Source organism: uncultured Tateyamaria sp. (genome assembly GCF_947503045.1).
GTDB lineage: Bacteria > Pseudomonadota > Alphaproteobacteria > Rhodobacterales > Rhodobacteraceae > Tateyamaria.
On sequence record NZ_CANNCF010000001.1, the window covers coordinates 1559553 to 1576378 of the forward strand.

Annotated in this window: 12 protein-coding genes; 10 read left to right on the plus strand and 2 right to left on the minus strand. The window is 60.6% G+C overall.

Annotation, left to right across the window (positions count from 1 at the left end; translation table 11 throughout):
- The first annotated feature begins 22 nt into the window (after positions 1 to 22).
- From Q1A89_RS07875 to Q1A89_RS07890, 4 genes are all read left to right on the plus strand, one after another.
- Positions 23 to 751, plus strand: a complete 729-nt coding sequence (locus Q1A89_RS07875; protein ID WP_299725698.1) for an RNA methyltransferase — start codon at positions 23 to 25, stop codon at positions 749 to 751.
- Positions 752 to 813: 62 nt separating this feature from the next.
- Positions 814 to 1962 carry a heme A synthase gene (gene ctaA / locus Q1A89_RS07880; RefSeq protein WP_299725701.1) on the plus strand — a complete coding sequence of 383 codons (1149 nt, stop codon included), beginning with the start codon at positions 814 to 816 and terminating at the stop codon, positions 1960 to 1962.
- A complete protein-coding gene (locus Q1A89_RS07885) occupies positions 1959 to 3434 on the plus strand; it encodes a carboxypeptidase M32 (protein ID WP_299725703.1) in 1476 nt (491 codons plus the stop codon). The genes ctaA and Q1A89_RS07885 overlap by 4 nt, the downstream gene beginning before the upstream one ends.
- Before the next feature lie 103 nt (positions 3435 to 3537).
- Positions 3538 to 5169, plus strand: a complete 1632-nt coding sequence (locus Q1A89_RS07890) for a hypothetical protein (protein WP_299725705.1) — start codon at positions 3538 to 3540, stop codon at positions 5167 to 5169.
- A 2-nt stretch (positions 5170 to 5171) separates the two neighbouring features.
- Here the strand turns inward: Q1A89_RS07890 and gyrA are convergent, their stop codons facing one another.
- On the minus strand, positions 5172 to 7877 hold the full coding sequence (gene gyrA / locus Q1A89_RS07895) for a DNA gyrase subunit A (protein WP_299726166.1): 2706 nt from the start codon (positions 7875 to 7877) through the stop codon (positions 5172 to 5174).
- A 230-nt stretch (positions 7878 to 8107) separates the two neighbouring features.
- On the opposite strand from gyrA, the gene Q1A89_RS07900 reads away from it, so the two are divergent.
- Positions 8108 to 8377: an usg protein gene (locus tag Q1A89_RS07900; RefSeq protein WP_299725707.1), complete on the plus strand. Its 270-nt coding sequence runs from the start codon at positions 8108 to 8110 to the stop codon at positions 8375 to 8377.
- A 138-nt stretch (positions 8378 to 8515) separates the two neighbouring features.
- Here Q1A89_RS07900 and Q1A89_RS07905 read toward each other — a convergent pair whose 3' ends face one another.
- Positions 8516 to 9457, minus strand: a complete 942-nt coding sequence (locus Q1A89_RS07905) for a radical SAM protein (protein WP_299725710.1) — start codon at positions 9455 to 9457, stop codon at positions 8516 to 8518.
- A gap of 197 nt (positions 9458 to 9654) precedes the next feature.
- On the opposite strand from Q1A89_RS07905, the gene zwf reads away from it, so the two are divergent.
- The 5 genes from zwf (at position 9655) to Q1A89_RS07930 (ending at position 16788) form a co-directional block, all read left to right on the plus strand.
- Positions 9655 to 11103 carry a glucose-6-phosphate dehydrogenase gene (zwf, locus tag Q1A89_RS07910; RefSeq protein WP_299725713.1) on the plus strand — a complete coding sequence of 483 codons (1449 nt, stop codon included), beginning with the start codon at positions 9655 to 9657 and terminating at the stop codon, positions 11101 to 11103.
- On the plus strand, positions 11100 to 11768 hold the full coding sequence (gene pgl, locus Q1A89_RS07915) for a 6-phosphogluconolactonase (protein WP_299725716.1): 669 nt from the start codon (positions 11100 to 11102) through the stop codon (positions 11766 to 11768). The genes zwf and pgl overlap by 4 nt, the downstream gene beginning before the upstream one ends.
- 5 nt (positions 11769 to 11773) lie before the next feature.
- On the plus strand, positions 11774 to 13351 hold the full coding sequence (gene pgi / locus Q1A89_RS07920; RefSeq protein ID WP_299725719.1) for a glucose-6-phosphate isomerase: 1578 nt from the start codon (positions 11774 to 11776) through the stop codon (positions 13349 to 13351).
- Positions 13352 to 13531: 180 nt separating this feature from the next.
- On the plus strand, positions 13532 to 15016 hold the full coding sequence (locus Q1A89_RS07925) for a peroxidase family protein (protein ID WP_299725721.1): 1485 nt from the start codon (positions 13532 to 13534) through the stop codon (positions 15014 to 15016).
- A 152-nt stretch (positions 15017 to 15168) separates the two neighbouring features.
- Entirely contained in the window at positions 15169 to 16788 is a 1620-nt protein-coding gene (locus Q1A89_RS07930; protein WP_299725723.1) for a long-chain fatty acid--CoA ligase, read from the plus strand.
- The last annotated feature ends 38 nt before the right edge of the window (positions 16789 to 16826 follow it).

Consider the following 16826-nt stretch of genomic DNA (forward strand, 5'->3'; position numbering starts at 1 on the left):
GGCCCTGCGCTAGAGGACGCATATGACACCGACATTTGTGCTGACACGGCCCCAGATGGGCGAAAATATCGGGGCGGCGGCCCGGGCGATGCTGAATTTCGGTGTAGACCGGATGCGCATCGTGGCGCCCCGCGATGGCTGGCCGAATCCGGCGGCTGTGGCGATGGCCAGTGGTGCGGGCCGGGTTCTGGACAGCGCGAGCGTGCACGACACGCTGGCAGGCGCACTGGCCGATTGTACCTATACCTATGCCACCACCGCCCGTCTGCGTGACCTCACCAAGGAGGTACTGAGCCCTGAGGCGGCGATGGCCGATGCCGCCCGCCGCATGGGTGAAGGCCAGCATGTGGCCGTGTTGTTCGGCCCCGAACGGGCGGGTTTGGAGAATGAGGATATCGCGCAGGCCAATGCGTTGATCTCGGTTCCTGTGAACCCGGAGTTTCCCTCGCTGAACCTCGCGCAATGCGTGCTGCTGGTGGGGTATGAGTGGATGCGTGCCGCTGGGGACGTGGCCCATCACAGCACCGAGATGGCAGGCACTGACTGGGCCACAGGCGACGAGGTCGAGCATCTGGCCCGCCATTTCGAGGAGCGGCTGGAGGAAGCGGGGTTCTTTTTTCCCGAGCACAAGGTGGCCAGCATGAAGGTCAACCTGCGCAATATGTGGAGCCGCATGCCCCTGACCCGCGCCGATGTGCAGACGCTGCACGGCATGCTGCGTCAGATGGTCCGCTGGGCGCAGCGTCGCTGACGCTGGACGTTGTGCAGGGCTGGGCCTAGGTTGCGCAGCGACGAGACAGGGCGAGGGCCGGGATGGCAAAGAACCGCAGCATTTTCGAAGAGGTCGGCACCACTGAAAAGCAGGTGGCCGAGACCGGCGTGATTGATCGGGGCCGGGGCGGCGCGCGTGGTGCGATCCGGGTGTGGCTCTGCATGCTCTTTGCACTGGTTGTGGTGATGATCGCGGTGGGTGGATTGACTCGGTTGACCGATAGCGGGTTATCGATCACCGAGTGGCGTCCATTCACCGGTGCGGTCCCGCCGATGAACGCGGCCGATTGGGAATCGGAATTTGCCAAATACCAGGCCATCGACGAATTCCGTATTCAGAACCAGTGGATGGAACTGGCTGATTTCAAAGTGATTTACTGGTGGGAATGGGGTCATCGACAATTGGGTCGCGTGATCGGCGTGGTCTGGGCGGTCGGGTTTTTCTGGTTCCTTATCCGGCGCAAAATCCCAACAGGCTGGACGCCCAGACTGCTGGGTCTTGGCGTCCTTGGAGGCTTGCAGGGCGCGATTGGCTGGTGGATGGTGGCGAGTGGCGTGACTACGGGCGAAGGGATGGTCGATGTGGCGAGCTATCGCCTTGCCACGCATCTGGGGCTGGCCTTTGTGATCCTAGGGTTCATCGCCTGGTACATCTATATGCTGGGCCGTCCCGAGCTGGAGTTGATGCAGGCGCGGCGTGGCCGGGAGGCCAAGCTGTTTTCGATGTCCACCGGTCTCATGCACTTTGCGTTCCTGCAGATCCTGATCGGGGCGCTGGTGGCCGGAATTGATGCCGGGCGCAGCTATACCGATTGGCCGCTGATGGGCGGGCAGGTGTTTCCGGCCACGGCATTCACCTTCGAGCCGTGGTGGCGCAACCTGTTTGAAAGCCCGGGGCTTGTGCAATTCATCCACCGTGTCGCGGGCTATCTGCTGTTCATCTTTGCGGTGATCGTCTGGCTGCGTGGACGACGCTCGGCCCATGGCACGACGCGATTTGCCTTCAATGCGGTGATTGCGGCGATGGCGCTGCAGATCGCGATGGGTATTGTCACGGTGCTTTATGCCGCACCCTGGCAGGTCGCGATCCTGCACCAGTTTCTGGCTGTGATCCTATGGGCGCTGATCCTGCGCGCGCGGTTTCTGGCGGCCTATCCGATTGCGACGTCTTTGAGAGGGAATACAGCATGAGTCCTTATGATGAGTTGATGGCCTTTGATCACGACACGCAGGCGTTGTCCCAAGTGGCCGGGCGTCTGGGGTGGGATCAGGAAACCATGATGCCGCGCGGGGCGGCTCCGCAACGGGCCGAAGAGATGGCGGCGATGGAATCCGTTCTGCATGCCCGACGCACCGACCCGCGTGTGGGGGAATGGCTGGCGGCGATTGATGGGGACCAGCTTGATGCGGTGGCGGCTGCCAACCTGCGCGAGATCAAGCGCAGTTTTGAGCGTGCGAGCAAAGTGCCTGCCGACCTTGCCGCAACCATTGCCCGTGTGACGTCGAGCGCGCAGGGCACATGGGCGGATGCGCGGGCCGCGGATGATGTGGCCGCGTTCCTGCCGGTGCTGGAGGAAGTTGTGAAGCTCAAGCGGCAGGAAGGCGCTGCGCTGGCCGCAGGCGGTGACATCTATGGTGCGATGCTTGCGGATTACGAGCCTGGCACAACGGCGGCTGATCTTGAGGCGATGTTTGGAGCGCTGCGTCCCGGACTGACCGAATTGCGCGCGGCCATCCTCGAACGTCCCGCGCCAAAGGGGGTGAACGGGACCTTCGATGAAGCGGGTCAGCTGAAGCTGAGCGCGACCCTTGCCCAGGCTTTTGGCTACAACACCACACATGGGCGCATCGACAAGGCGGTGCATCCGTTTTCCTCCGGGTCGGGCCTTGATGTGCGCATCACCACGCGCACCAATCCCGAGGATCCGTTCAACTGTTTCTATTCGACGATCCACGAAGTCGGGCATGCCTGTTACGAGCAAAATATCGACGCAGACCATCTGCTGACCCCGCTCGGGGCGGGTGTGTCGATGGGCGTGCATGAAAGCCAGAGCCGGATTTACGAGAACCAGTTGGGGCGCAGCCGGGCCTTTACCGGCTGGCTTTACGGGCAGATGCGTGACGCCTTTGGGGATTTCGGGATCGAGAGCGAAGATGCATTCTTTGCCGCCGTCAATCGGGTGTCAAATGGCTATATCCGGACCGAGGCGGACGAGGTGCAGTATAACTTGCACGTGCTGCTGCGTTTTGATCTGGAACGGGCGCTGATGACGGGCAATCTGGCGGTGGGCGATCTGGAGGCGGCGTGGAACGACCGGTTCCGCGCTGATTTCGGCTATGACGTCGACAAACCCTCGAACGGGGTGCTCCAGGATGTGCACTGGTCGGTCGGGTTGTTTGGCTATTTTCCGACCTATTCTTTGGGCAATGTCTATGCGGGCTGTTTGCACGAGGCGTTGCGCGGCGCGGTGCCTGATCTGGATGCGCAACTGGCGGGTGGAAATACCTCCGCCGCCACGGGCTGGCTGCGGGAAAACCTGCAGCGCCACGGCGGGCTCTATACGCCGCGCGAGGTGATCACCAAGGCCAGCGGGATGGAGCCGGGGCCGGAGCCCTTTCTGGCCTATCTCAAAGAGAAGTTCAGCGGGATCTACGGGCTGTAGCACCGCCCGATATTTGCCGCATCCTCGCCACAGGCAGCCCCAAGTCGTTGCTCACCTTCGCCATGCACGTATTTGGCGAAAGGGCACGCGTATGTTGTGCAGATTGATTGCAGTTCTGCTGTTGGCGACGACCTCGCTTAGCGCGCAAGAGTATCATGACGCCAAAGTGGTCGATCTCGTGCGCAGCGAAGATCGAGCAGGGCTCAATGCGTTTCTGAATGACGCGCATGATGCATTCCAAAAGGGTGAAATCAGTGCCGATGACATGCGCGATCTGTTCATCGCGTTGTCGCGCAGTCACGACCAGACAGTGCGCTTTGTCCAGGACTGGGCAGAGGCCGCGCCGGATAACGCCAATGCACAGATTGCCCGGGCATGGAGCCTTTGGCACGCGGCGGATCAGGTGCACGAACCGGGCAGTGCGGCTGCGCGCGCGGTATTTGACGGGATGCGGGCGAGGGCCGTTGAACATGCTATGCTTGCGCGCGAACTCAATGCCGATTTGATCCCGGTGTCCGATGCGGTTTTGCGCATGTTTGTGACGGACCGATCGATAGGTGACCCTGCGGCTGCGCTGGATAAGGTTATGGAAACACATCCGAATTGGGGGTCCCTCTTGCGTGTGTATCCCCTCGTTGGTCCGTACGGCAAAGACGCAATTGGATCGTTTTGTGGGCATTATGGGCCGCTCGTAACACCCGATGCGACGGCCAAGTGCCGCATGTATGGTTTCACCTACTACACCCGCGGCATTCTGACTGATTTTGCCGGATGGGACGGCTGGGATGCGGTGGACCCGGACATGATCATGCTGCGCATTTCGGGTTTGACCACGAAGTTCCCGCAAGCGGAGTTGTCGCAAGAGGAGGTCGCATGGCTGGAACAGTCAATTCTGCACTTTGATGCGGACCTCTACGAGCTCATGAATTTGCGCAGTATGGCTTTGAACTTTGCCAACAGGGTTGCGATGCACCGGGGCCAGTTCAGGTTTTACGAACAGTTCAAGGCCGCACACCTGCACCGCGCCGAAGAGTTTCTGGAAACCGACCCATACAACCTCGATCTGTTGGACATGGTTGAAGGGGTTGCATTCGAACCGGAATGGGAGGTCACAGATGAGGGCGACGGCCGCGTGAGTTACACCGCCATTGACCCTGGCAGGAACGAAGCGCAAAAAGCAGCATTTCGCGCGGCCAAAGAGGCGCAAATGGTTGATTTTGCAGGGCGTCGCCTGATGGCGAACCCGCATCGCGGGGACAACTGGCTGAGCTATGCCTACACTGCGCGAGACGCCCTTGGTCGCAAGTATTACTTCGACGTTGACGGCGCATTTGAAAACGCTGCGGTGTATGGATCAACTGATCCGGTCGACAGTCTGGACGCGATCCTGCTGCACAAAACCCATCAATTCGAGTTGCTCGGCTTTCGCGATGCGCCGCGGGCGGCGCACATATGGGAGGCGATTGGCCGAGACATCGATGTTCCCAACGAAGTCTTGTGTCCATTCTTGCGCGCGCATCTTTTGCGACAGGCACTGTGCGCAAATCGCGGCAGCCAGTTGGAGTCGTGCACGCAAGACACCGTTTATGATCAGGCGAGCTACGACGCGCTTTTGGCGGACGCACAAAGTGCGCCGCAATGCGTTTTGATCAGTGAAGCGGACGTAGAATCATTGTGGTACACGCCCGTCCCGATGTCCGAAGCGTTGGTGCCGGTCCCCGCTCCGGCGCGTTAGGATCATTCTTCGGCGGCATCTTCCTCGTCACCCTGGTCGGCAATCCAGGCCACGCTGACGACCTCTTCTCCCTTACCGGTGTCGAACACCTTGACCCCGCCTGCGCTGCGCGAGCGGAAGCTGATGCCGTCAACAGGCACCCGGATCGATTGGCCCTTGGACGTGGCGAGCATGATCTGGTCGTCCATCTCGACGGGGAACGAGGCCACGATCTGGCCACCGCGCATCGCCTTGTCCATCGCTGTGACCCCGAGGCCGCCGCGTCCGCGCACCGGGTAGTCGTGGCTGGAGGACAGCTTGCCCGAACCCTTGGACGTGATCGTCAGGATCAGGTTTTCGGCTGCCGACATTTCGGCATAGCGGGCCTGATCGATGGTGGCATTGGCGTCTGTTTCTTCTTCATCCGATACATCAACGTCGTCCGCCAAACCTGCGACAGCCCTACGCATTTTCAGGTAGGCGGCGCGCTCGTCGCTGGTCGCATCAAAGTGGCGGATGATTGACATCGACACAACGCGGTCTGACCCGGAGAGCTTGATCCCGCGCACACCGACCGAGCTGCGCGAGTTGAACACCCGCACATCAGTGGCCGGGAAGCGGATCGCGCGACCGGAGTTTGTCACCAGCATAACATCGTCATCATTGGACGCGATGCGCGCGTTGATCAGTGTGGTCTCGGCATGCTCATCCTCGAACTTCATCGCGATCTTGCCGTTGGATTTCACGTTGGTGAAGTCCGACAGCTTGTTGCGCCGCACGGTGCCTGCAGAGGTCGCAAAGACCACCTGCAGATCGTCCCATTCGTCCTCGTCCCGGTCGACCGGCATGATGGCGGCCACGGATACACCCGTCGGGATCGGCAGGATGTTCACAATCGCCTTGCCTTTGGATGTGCGTCCCCCCTGTGGCAGGCGCCAGGTCTTGAGCTTATAAACCATGCCGTCGGTGGTGAAGAACAGCAGTTGCGTATGGGTGTTGGCGACAAAGAGGGTGGTGATCACGTCCTCCTCCTTGGTGGCCATGCCGGACACGCCTTTGCCGCCACGCTTTTGACTGCGGAAATCGGCAAGCGGTGTGCGTTTGATGTAGCCGCCGGAGGTCACGGTCACCACCATATCCTCGCGCTCGATCAGGTCCTCGTCTTCCATATCGCCGGACCAGTCGACGATCTCGGTGCGGCGCGGGACGGCAAAGAGCTCTTTGGTTTCGCGCAACTCGTTGGCGATGATGCCCATGATGCGTTCGCGCGAGCCCAGAATGTCGAGGTATTCCTTGATCTTGCCCGCCAGTTCTTCCAGCTCGTCCGTGACCTCTTTGACCCCGATCTGGGTGAGGCGCTGCAGGCGCAGGTCGAGAATGGCGCGGGCCTGCGTTTCGGAGAGGTTATAGGTGCCGTCCTCGTTCGCGGTGTGGGTCGGATCGTCGATCAGAGCGATATAGGGCAGGATATCGCGCGCGGGCCAGCGGCGTTCCATCAGCTTGCCACGGGCCTCGGCGGCGTCGGCGGACTGGCGAATGGTGGCGACCACTTCGTCGATATTGGTGACCGCAACGGCCAGACCGCACAGGATGTGGGACCGTTCGCGGGCCTTGCGCAGCTCGTATGCCGTGCGGCGGGCGACAACCTCTTCGCGGAAGTCGATGAAGCTGGTCAGGAACCGGCGCAGCGTCAGCTGTTCGGGGCGTCCACCGTTCAGGGCCAGCATGTTGCAGCCGAAATAGACCTGCATCGGCGTAAAGCGGAACAGTTGGTTCAGCACCACTTCGGCGGTGGCGTCGCGCTTGAGCTCAACCACAACACGCACGCCATTGCGGTCGGATTCGTCCTGAACATGCGCGATGCCTTCGATCTTCTTGTCGCGCGCGGCTTCGGCGATGCGCTCGATCATCGTCGCCTTGTTCACCTGATAGGGAATTTCATCAATAACAATGGCGTAGCGGTCCTTCCTCAACTCCTCCACGCGGGTTTTGGAGCGGATGATGACGCTGCCACGCCCCTCAAGATACGCCTTACGCGCACCAGAACGGCCCAGCATGATCCCGCCCGTGGGAAAATCGGGGCCAGGGATGTAGTCGATCAACTGTTCCGAGGACAGGTCCGGATCCTCGATCAGGGCCAGCGTCGCATCGACCACTTCACCAAGGTTGTGGGGTGGGATGTTGGTCGCCATGCCCACGGCGATACCTCCAGCGCCGTTGACCAGCATGTTGGGAAAACGGGCGGGCAGGACGGTTGGTTCCTTGTCCTTGCCGTCATAGTTGTCCTGAAAATCGATAGTATCCTTGTCGATATCGGCCAGCATGTAGGCGGCAGGCTTGTCCATGCGCACCTCGGTATAGCGCATCGCGGCCGGGTTATCGCCGTCCATCGAGCCAAAGTTGCCCTGACCATCCAGCAGCGGCAGCGACATCGAGAAATCCTGCGCCATCCGCACAAGTGCGTCATAGATCGCGCTGTCCCCATGCGGGTGGTATTTCCCCATCACGTCGCCGACAGGGCGGGCGGATTTGCGGTAGGATTTGTCATGCGTGTTGCCGGTCTCGAACATCGCATAAAGGATGCGGCGGTGCACCGGTTTCAACCCGTCACGCAGGTCGGGGATCGCGCGGCTGACGATGACCGACATGGCATAGTCCAGATAGGACGTGCGCATTTCATGCTCAATGGTGACAGACGGCCCATCGTAGACGGGACGTTCTGGCGGCATTTCATCATCGTTTTCAGGAGGTTGCGGCGTATCGTTCACGAAGGTCTGCCCATCTCTTGCGTCACTCTATATCTTGCGGTGAAGTCTATCAGAAACCACAGATAAGGTGCAACGCCTGACCGCGCCACATGTTAGCAGTCGCCGCTTTGGGCTGCTAAAACGCTGTTTTTGTTGATTATTAATCTTTCTCAGGCTCAAATGAGATGAGCGCAACAAAAAGAGGTCAAAAAATGGAGCAGAACGAAACCGAACTGATGCTGAAAGGTTATGGGCTGACCACGGCGGAGTTCTTCTATCACATGCCGGACTACACCCATGTGCTGAACACCTTTGTCTGGCAGGACTATGACATCGCACCGGACCATCCCAAACTGCTGACGTTCATCGATTTCTGGAAGGCCGAGATCGAGGGGCCGCTGCATTCGGTCCGCTTCACCCATCGCAAGATGCTGTCGTCGGGCGAATGGCGGCACGTGACAGGCGAATTCACCCTGCACTGAGGGCGCAACCACCACAAATTCGTCCTGAGCGCAGCTCATTCTCTGTTTTAAAAAAATCCCGGGGGAGTCCCGCAAGGGACGGGGGCAGAGCCCCCTAAAACAATGTCGTCGCGCAAGCGTCCGTTGGATCAGTCAGGCTCACGCCGAACAGGAGGCCCCGCCCAGCACACAGAACTTGGAACAATGGGGGTGGTTCAGCGCCACGTCCCGTTCGGCCTCCCGTAGCGTCGCGCCCAATTCGAACTGCGGATCATAGGGCAGCAGCGTGCACGCCAGCACCGCAGGGCGCTCCGCACCCTTGCGCTTGACCACCATGCGCGACGACGAACACATCACCGCTTCGGGGTGTTTGTTCAGAATCGACCAGCACGCGCTTGTGATTTCAGGCACTTCCACACCTTCATCCATTTCGGGAAACAGCACGGTCATGCCAGGGTCCGCTGCGTCAATGTCCCAGCCGTGCTGCGCAAATAGCGCCGCATAGCCTGCGCGTGCCTCGGATTCGCTTTCGGCCATCTCGATGCGCCCGGCAACGGCCATGCGCGCCCCGATCTCGGCGAGCCAGCACATACCGCGCATGGTCTTGGCAAACGCACCGACACCGCGTTCAGCGTCGTGCACGCGGGCGGCATGGTGATCAAGGCTGACGCGAAAGGTGATCTTGGCCCCATACCGCGCCACCAGATCGGCGATCCCGCTACGCACGCTTGGACGCATCATCGGGGCCATTGCATTGGTCAGCACCAGCACCTCATAGCCACGGGCCAGTGAGCGTTCCAGCATGTCGACGCAAGCCGGGTTCATGAATGGCTCGCCACCCGTAAACGCGATCTCGCGGACATTCCACTGACGGGTCTCAAGTTGGTCCAGGTAGTCGCTCACCTCATCGGCGGTCATATAGACCAGCGCGTCGTTGGTGGGTGAGCTTTCGATATAACAATTGGTGCAGGTGATATTGCACAGCGTACCTGTGTTGAACCACAGCGTCTCGGGATGGCTCAGCGCGACCGTGGCCCGTTGTTCGCCCTTTGCCGTCAGATAGGGGTCTTCGAACTTGCCGATATTGGCGAGGTCTTTCATCGCATGTGTCCTGTCGTATCGCTGCCTCGGTTTAAGCACAGTCCTACGGCGTCAGATCGCTTGGGGAAAGGCACCTCCTGACGGGCTGACAGCTTTGTGATAGGCATTGAGGCATATGGGTCGCACTGCGCGTTTCGGCGTTGAGTACCCTGTTGAAACTGATTATGTTTGCGCAAACATTGCTAGGAGCATGAGCCATGGTGTCGCGCGTCATTCCGGTCAAAACATTTGATCTGGTGATCTTTGGGGGGACGGGCGATCTGGCGCGTCGCAAGATTCTGCCGGGCCTGTTCCGCCGTTTCTGCGCCGGGCAAATGCCCCCTGATGCGGCGGTGGTCGGGGCCGCGCGCAGTGACATGGATTCCGCCTCTTATCGCGACTTCGTAGGTGAGGCGGTGCGTGAATTCGGCGGTGAAGAGACCAAGGCCGATGGCAAACTGGCCGCTTTTCTCGAACGGCTGCATTACGTGCCCATCGACGCACGCGGCGAGGCAGGTTGGCGCGAGCTGGCCGCTCTGATGCGCGCAGGCACAGTCCACGCCTTTTACTTTTCCGTGGCCCCCAGTCTGTTTGGCGATCTGGCGGAGCGGCTGAACCAGCACGGTCTGACGGATGAGGACAGCCGCATCGTTGTCGAAAAACCCTTTGGCCGCGATCTGGCCTCGGCAAAGGAACTCAATCGCGATCTGGCTGCTTTTTTCGACGAAAGCCAAATCTATCGGATCGACCATTATCTGGGCAAGGAAACGGTGCAGAACCTTATGGCGGTCCGCTTTGGCAACATGCTGTTCGAACCGCTCTGGAACAGCCAATATGTCGATCATATCCAGATCACGGTGGCCGAAACCGTCGGTGTCGGGGGTAGGGGCGAATATTACGACAAATCGGGTGCCATGCGGGACATGGTCCAGAACCACCTGATGCAACTGCTGTGCCTGATCGCGATGGAGCCGCCCAGCCAGTTCAATCCGGATGCGGTGCGTGACGAAAAGCTGAAGGTGATCCGCGCTTTGGACGACGTGGAGCCCCATCACATCGTGCGCGGTCAATATGATGCAGGCGACGAAGGGCCCAGTTTCCGCGAAGAGGTGGGCGATGCGCGCTCGCGCACCGAAAGCTATATCGCGATGAAGGTTGGCGTCAGCAACTGGCGTTGGGCGGGCACCCCGTTTTACTTGCGCACCGGCAAGCGCCTCAAGGCGCGGTGTTCCGAGATCGTTGTGGTCTTCAAGGCCCTCAACCACTCGATCTTTGGCGAGCAAGAGGATCACCGCAACGTCCTGTCGATCCGTCTGCAACCGGATGAGGGCATGACGCTGGGCGTGACGATCAAGGAACCGGGCCCCGGTGGCATGCGCCTGATCGACGTGCCGCTCGATATGTCTTTTGCCGAGGCATTGGGCGAGAATGGCGATCAGACCGATGCCTATGAGCGGCTGATCATGGATGTGATCCGTGGCAACCAGACCCTGTTCATGCGCGGTGACGAGGTCGAAGCAGCGTGGGCCTGGACTGATCCGATCATCGACGGCTGGGACACGCGCGGCGACGTGCCGAAAATCTATGACAGTGGCAGCGAGGGCCCGGTGGATGCCGTGCAACTGCTTGCCCGTGACACCCGAGTTTGGCGAAAGGTGGCCTCATGAGACTGCAGGAATATCCCGATCGTGAAATGCTGGCCATGGGGCTGGCGGACGAGTTGGCCAGCGAATTGAAGAACTGTCTGCTGGTCCATGAATGGTCCTCATTTGTGGTACCCGGCGGTACGACGCCGGGGCCGATATTTGATTCCTTGTGCGCGGCGGCGCTGGAATGGGACCGGGTGCATGTGATGCTCAGTGACGAACGCTGGGTGCCCGAGGATCACGACCGCTCAAATGCCAAGCTGCTGAAGGAACACCTGTTCGTGGATCGCGCGGCGGCTGCCACATTCATCCCGTTCCACATGCCAGGTCAAACGCCGGAAACTGCGGCACCGGCCCTGTCTGAAAAGCTGGCCGATCAGATGCCGATCTCGCTGCTGCTCTTGGGGATGGGTGCGGATATGCACACCGCCTCGCTCTTTCCCGGCGCCGAGGGGCTGGACCGGATGATGGCCGATGATGCGCCGCTGGTTGTGCCCGTCTCGGTCGCGGGGCAAGAGCCGCGGATTTCCTTTTCGGGCCGCGCCCTTGCAGGTGCGATGGCGAAACACCTCGTGATCTACGGCGACGAGAAACGCCGCGCCCTTGAGGCCGCGCAATCGATGTCCCCGCTTGAGGCTCCCATCAATGCAGTCATGGACGGCCTGATCGTCCACTGGGCGGAGTAAGCATCATGTGGAATGACCTCAAATCCAAGGCGGCAAGCATCGCTGGCCGCCAAATCCTTGATCTGTTTGACGACGCCCGCGCGGATGATTTCGCTGTGCAAACGCAGTTCATGCGCTTTGATTACGCCAAGACCAATATCGACGCCGGCACCCGCGCGATGCTGCTCGCGCTGGCCGAGGGGGCAGGGGTTGCCGCGCGGCGCGATGCGATGTTTGCAGGGGAAAAGATCAACGAGACGGAGGGGCGCGCGGTGCTGCACACCGCGTTACGAAACCTCGATGGCGATCCGGTGATGGTCGACGGCGTTGATGTGATGCCCGAAGTCCTGTCCACGCTCGACCGCATGGCTGCCTATGCCGACGAGGTGCGCAGCAGCACCATCACCGATGTGGTCAATATCGGCATCGGTGGCTCTGATCTGGGACCAGCCATGGCGGTGCAGGCCCTGTCGCCCTATCGCGACGGGCCGCGCTGTCATTTCGTGTCCAACGTGGACGGCGCCCATATCGCGGATGTGCTGCGTGAACTGGACGCCAAGACCACGCTTGTCATCGTGGCCTCCAAAACCTTCACAACAATCGAAACCATGACCAATGCCCGCACCGCGCGGGCGTGGATGAAAGATCACGGCGGCGATCCGTCTGCGCAGTTCTGCGCCTTGTCGACGTCTGAAGAGAAAACCGCCGATTTTGGCATTCCGGGCGAGCGGGTCTTTGGCTTCGAGGATTGGGTTGGCGGGCGCTATTCCATGTGGGGGCCGATTGGGCTGTCCCTGATGATCGCCATCGGCCCCGAGGGTTTTCGCGCCTTCTTGCGTGGCGGCCAAGAGATGGACCGCCACTTCCGCGCTGCCGAAGGCGTTGAAAACATGCCGCTGATGCTTGCCCTTGTGGGCATCTGGCACCGTCAGGTGCTGGGCCACGCCACCCGCGCGGTGCTGCCTTACGACCAGCGGCTGGGGCAGTTGCCCGCCTACCTGCAGCAACTGGAAATGGAATCCAACGGCAAGTCCGTGGCGATGGATGGCAGCAATCTGCCTGTGGACAGCGGACCCGTCGTCTGGGGCGCGCCGGGCACCAACGGCCAACACGCGTTTTATCAACTGATCCATCAGGGCACGTCCGTGATCCCGTGCGAGTTCATGGTCGCCGCCCAAGGCCATGAAGATGACCTCAAACACCACCACGATCTGCTGGTGGCCAACTGCTTTGCCCAATCCGAGGCGCTGCTGAGGGGCCGAGATCTCGACGAGGCGCGCAGCAAGGTGGCAGACAAGTTCGAAGGTGCGGAGTTGGAACGGCAGGCCGCGCACCGGGTCTTTGCAGGCAACCGCCCGTCAAGCACGCTGATCTATCCCCGTCTTGATCCGTTCACGCTGGGGCAGATCATCGCGCTTTATGAACATCGGGTTTTTGTCGAAGGCGTCATTCTGGGCATCAACTCCTACGATCAATGGGGGGTCGAGCTGGGAAAGGAACTGGCCACGGCACTGCAACCTGTGATCGAGGGAACTGCGGAGGCCACAGGCAAGGACGGATCGACTCGCGCCCTTGTCGATTACCTCCATTCCCACAGAAACTAAGGCCAACCCACCAGCGGAAAGTGGTCCATACGTCAGCGATTATTCGCTGGCGTATGCCTATCTATGGTGGAATACCTGACCTAACCCCCGGTTGCGTCAACCATTTCCGGCGTTCTACGGTTGCCGTGGGGCGCGCATATTTTCGCCTCTTCATTTTTAGTATTCATAGGAGGCCTGATTATGGCTGGAACACAACACGGGCTTACACGGCTCGATCAACTCGTAAAAACCTGTATCCATGGCAACGGGCCGGCGCGGCCCTTTGCCCAAACCCTTGGCCGGGTCATGCCCGCCAACCCGGTGCGCATCACCAATATCACTCATGCGGATGTCATCGCGGCGCTGGACGAGTTGTCCCAGGGCATGGGCGTGAATGAAAACACGGACGGGCCTGCGGATGCGGGCATGACCTTCTTTGGTCAGTTCGTTGATCACGACATCACCCTTGATGCCACATCCGCTCTGGGCACGCGGATCGATCCGTCCACGATCCCCAACATTCGCACGCCCTCGCTTGATCTGGACTGTGTGTATGGGGCAGGCCCCGAGGCGTCTTCGCATCTATATGGGGCAGGTGAGGCCGAGCAGTTTCTGGTGTTTGGCCGCAAGGACAACCCCCGGGATCTGGCGCGCACCTGTGCAGGCAAGGCGCTGATCGGTGATTTCCGCAATGACGAGAACATCATTGTCGCACAAGTGCAGGCGATCTTTATCGAGCTGCACAACCTGCTCATGTCCAAGCGCGTCGAAGGCGGTGCAGAGGCTGACGATATCAAGGCCTGCGCCCATGACGGTATCGACAAGCACATCTGGCATGATCATGTCAGCCCCAAGCTGAGCAACTTCGAAGAGGTCCGCCGGTTCATCCGCCTGCACTACCAGTGGATGGTGTGGTGCGAATTGCTGCCGTCCTTTGTCGAACAGGACTGCCTCGACTGGGCGCTCAAGGAACAGCCCTTTGGCTGGGACGCGCCCGTGATGCCGGTGGAGTTCACCGGGGCGGGCTACCGCTTTGGCCATGCCACGACGCAGTTTCAATATGCGCTGACCGATGGCGGCGATCCCAAGGGGCTGTTTGCGCTGCCCGGCTTTGGCCCACGCCCGGTGGATGGCAATATCGACTATGCGATGTGGTTTGGCATGAATGGCGATGTGACCTCGCAAAAGGCGCGCCCCGTCGGCCCGCATCTGGGTCTGCCGCTGCTCAACCTGCCTTTTGTGCATGCACCGATCGAGCTGGCCGATATCGAGGAAACGCTGACCCTCGATCAGTCCCGCAACCTGGCGCTGCGCAACATGGTGCGCGACCGCTATACCTACCAACTGGCCAGTGGCCAGCAACTGGCGGCCAAGCTGGGCACCAAGACGGTCCCGGTGCCGGACGTGCTGAAACACAAGGGCTTCACCAAGACGCCGCTGTGGTTCTACTGCCTGCAAGAGGCCGAAGCCCACGGCCAGGGCAAACTGACAGGGGCAGGGGGACGTCTTGTCGCGTCGGTCTTTGCCAACCTTTTGCGGCGCGATCCGACGACCTTCCTGCACATCCCGCACTTCAAGCCATGGCACGGGTTCAAGGGTCAGCCCAGCGTGATGGCAGGCATCATCGCCTATATCGAAGCCAACCGCGCCAATATGAAGCACGTCAAAGAGCTGCAATGCGGCTGATGACTTGTGCGTAAGGCGGGGTTAACCCCACCCAACACGCGCCCATGCAGGCCCTCATCGGGCTTGCATGGGCGCACGCGGCTTGGCAGGGTTCCTCAACAATGAGGAGCACTTAACGCCTCCTCTCACAACAAAGACCGGGAGGTGCCACAATGCTTGGCCAAATGATGAACATTCCCCTGACCATCGGGTCGATGGTGGACCACGCCGCCCGCTTTCACGGGCAAACCGAGATCATATCCGTCAACACGCTGGGCGGCACCGAAGAGACAAGCTGGGGCGAAGTTGGTGCCAACGCCCACCGTCTTGGCGATGCGCTGACGCGTCTGGGCCTTGATCCGCAAACCCGCTGTGCCACCATCGCATGGAACAACCGCCGCCATCTCGAGATTTACTTTGGCGTATCCGGCGCAGGCTTTGTCTGCCACACGATCAACCCGCGCCTGTTTCCCGAACAACTGGTCTACATCATCACCCATGCCGATGACCGGGTGCTGTTCATCGACAAAAGCTTTGTTCCGCTGGTGGCCGCGATACGCGATCAGATCCCATGCGTTGAACATATCGTGCTGATGGGCGGGCAGGACGCGGATGCGGCTGCAACGCTGGAAGGGCTGACCTTCTATGACGATCTGATCGCAACCGGATCGCCTGACTTTGACTGGCCGGATTTCGAGGAAAAAACCGCCTCGTCGCTCTGTTACACATCCGGCACGACAGGCAACCCCAAGGGCGTGCTCTATTCCCACCGCACCACCGTTCTGCATGCGCTGGCTTCCAACGCACCGGATTGCATCGGGTTCTCGGCACGCGATGTTGTGCTGCCCGTGGTGCCTATGTTCCATGTCAACGCATGGGGCACGCCCTATGCCTGCGCCTTGGCGGGCGCACGCTTGGTGCTGCCCGGCCCCGGTCTGGATGGGCCGTCCCTTGTGGCGCTGATCGACACTTACCGTGTCAGCATCGCATTGGGCGTGCCGACGATCTGGATGGGGCTGCTGGGCGAGGCAAAGGCGTCGGGGTCAACGCTCGAAAGCCTCACGCGTACCGTTGTGGGCGGGTCGGCCTGTCCACCCTCGATGATGGCGGCGTTCCGTGATCAATACGGGGTCGAAGTGGTCCACGCCTGGGGCATGACTGAAATGTCGCCTCTTGGGTCCACCAACCAGCCGCTGGCCAAACATGGTGACTTGCCAACCGAAGAGCAGCACCGCCTGCGCGAGTCCCAGGGGCGTCCGCCTTGGGGGGTTGATCTCAAGATCGTCGGTCCAGACGGCGGCGAATTGCCACGCGACGGCGTGACCCAGGGCGATCTGATGGTGCGTGGACCATGGATTCTGGACGCCTATTTCCAAAGTAACGCAGAAGAAACCCTGACAGATGGCTGGTTTCACACCGGCGACGTGGCCACTCTGGATGCGGACGGGTACCTGTCGATCAAGGACCGATCCAAGGACATCATCAAGTCCGGTGGCGAGTGGATTTCCTCGGTTGATCTGGAAAACATCGCTATTTCGCACCCCGCACTCGCGGATGCGGCCGTCATCGGAGCGCGGCATGAAAAATGGGACGAACGGCCCGTGCTGATCGCTGTGGCCGCCGAGGGTCAGACCCCGTCCGAGGCCGAAGTGCTGACCATCTTCGAGGACAAGATCGCCAGATGGCAGGTGCCGGACCGTGTGGTGTTCACCGATGTGTTGCCGCGGAACGCGACCGGAAAGGTGCTCAAGCGCAATTTGCGCGATGAATTCGGCGATGTTTTGATGGGATAAGTGCCCAAAGGCTGCCTGCCAGAGCCGTTAAATTGCCG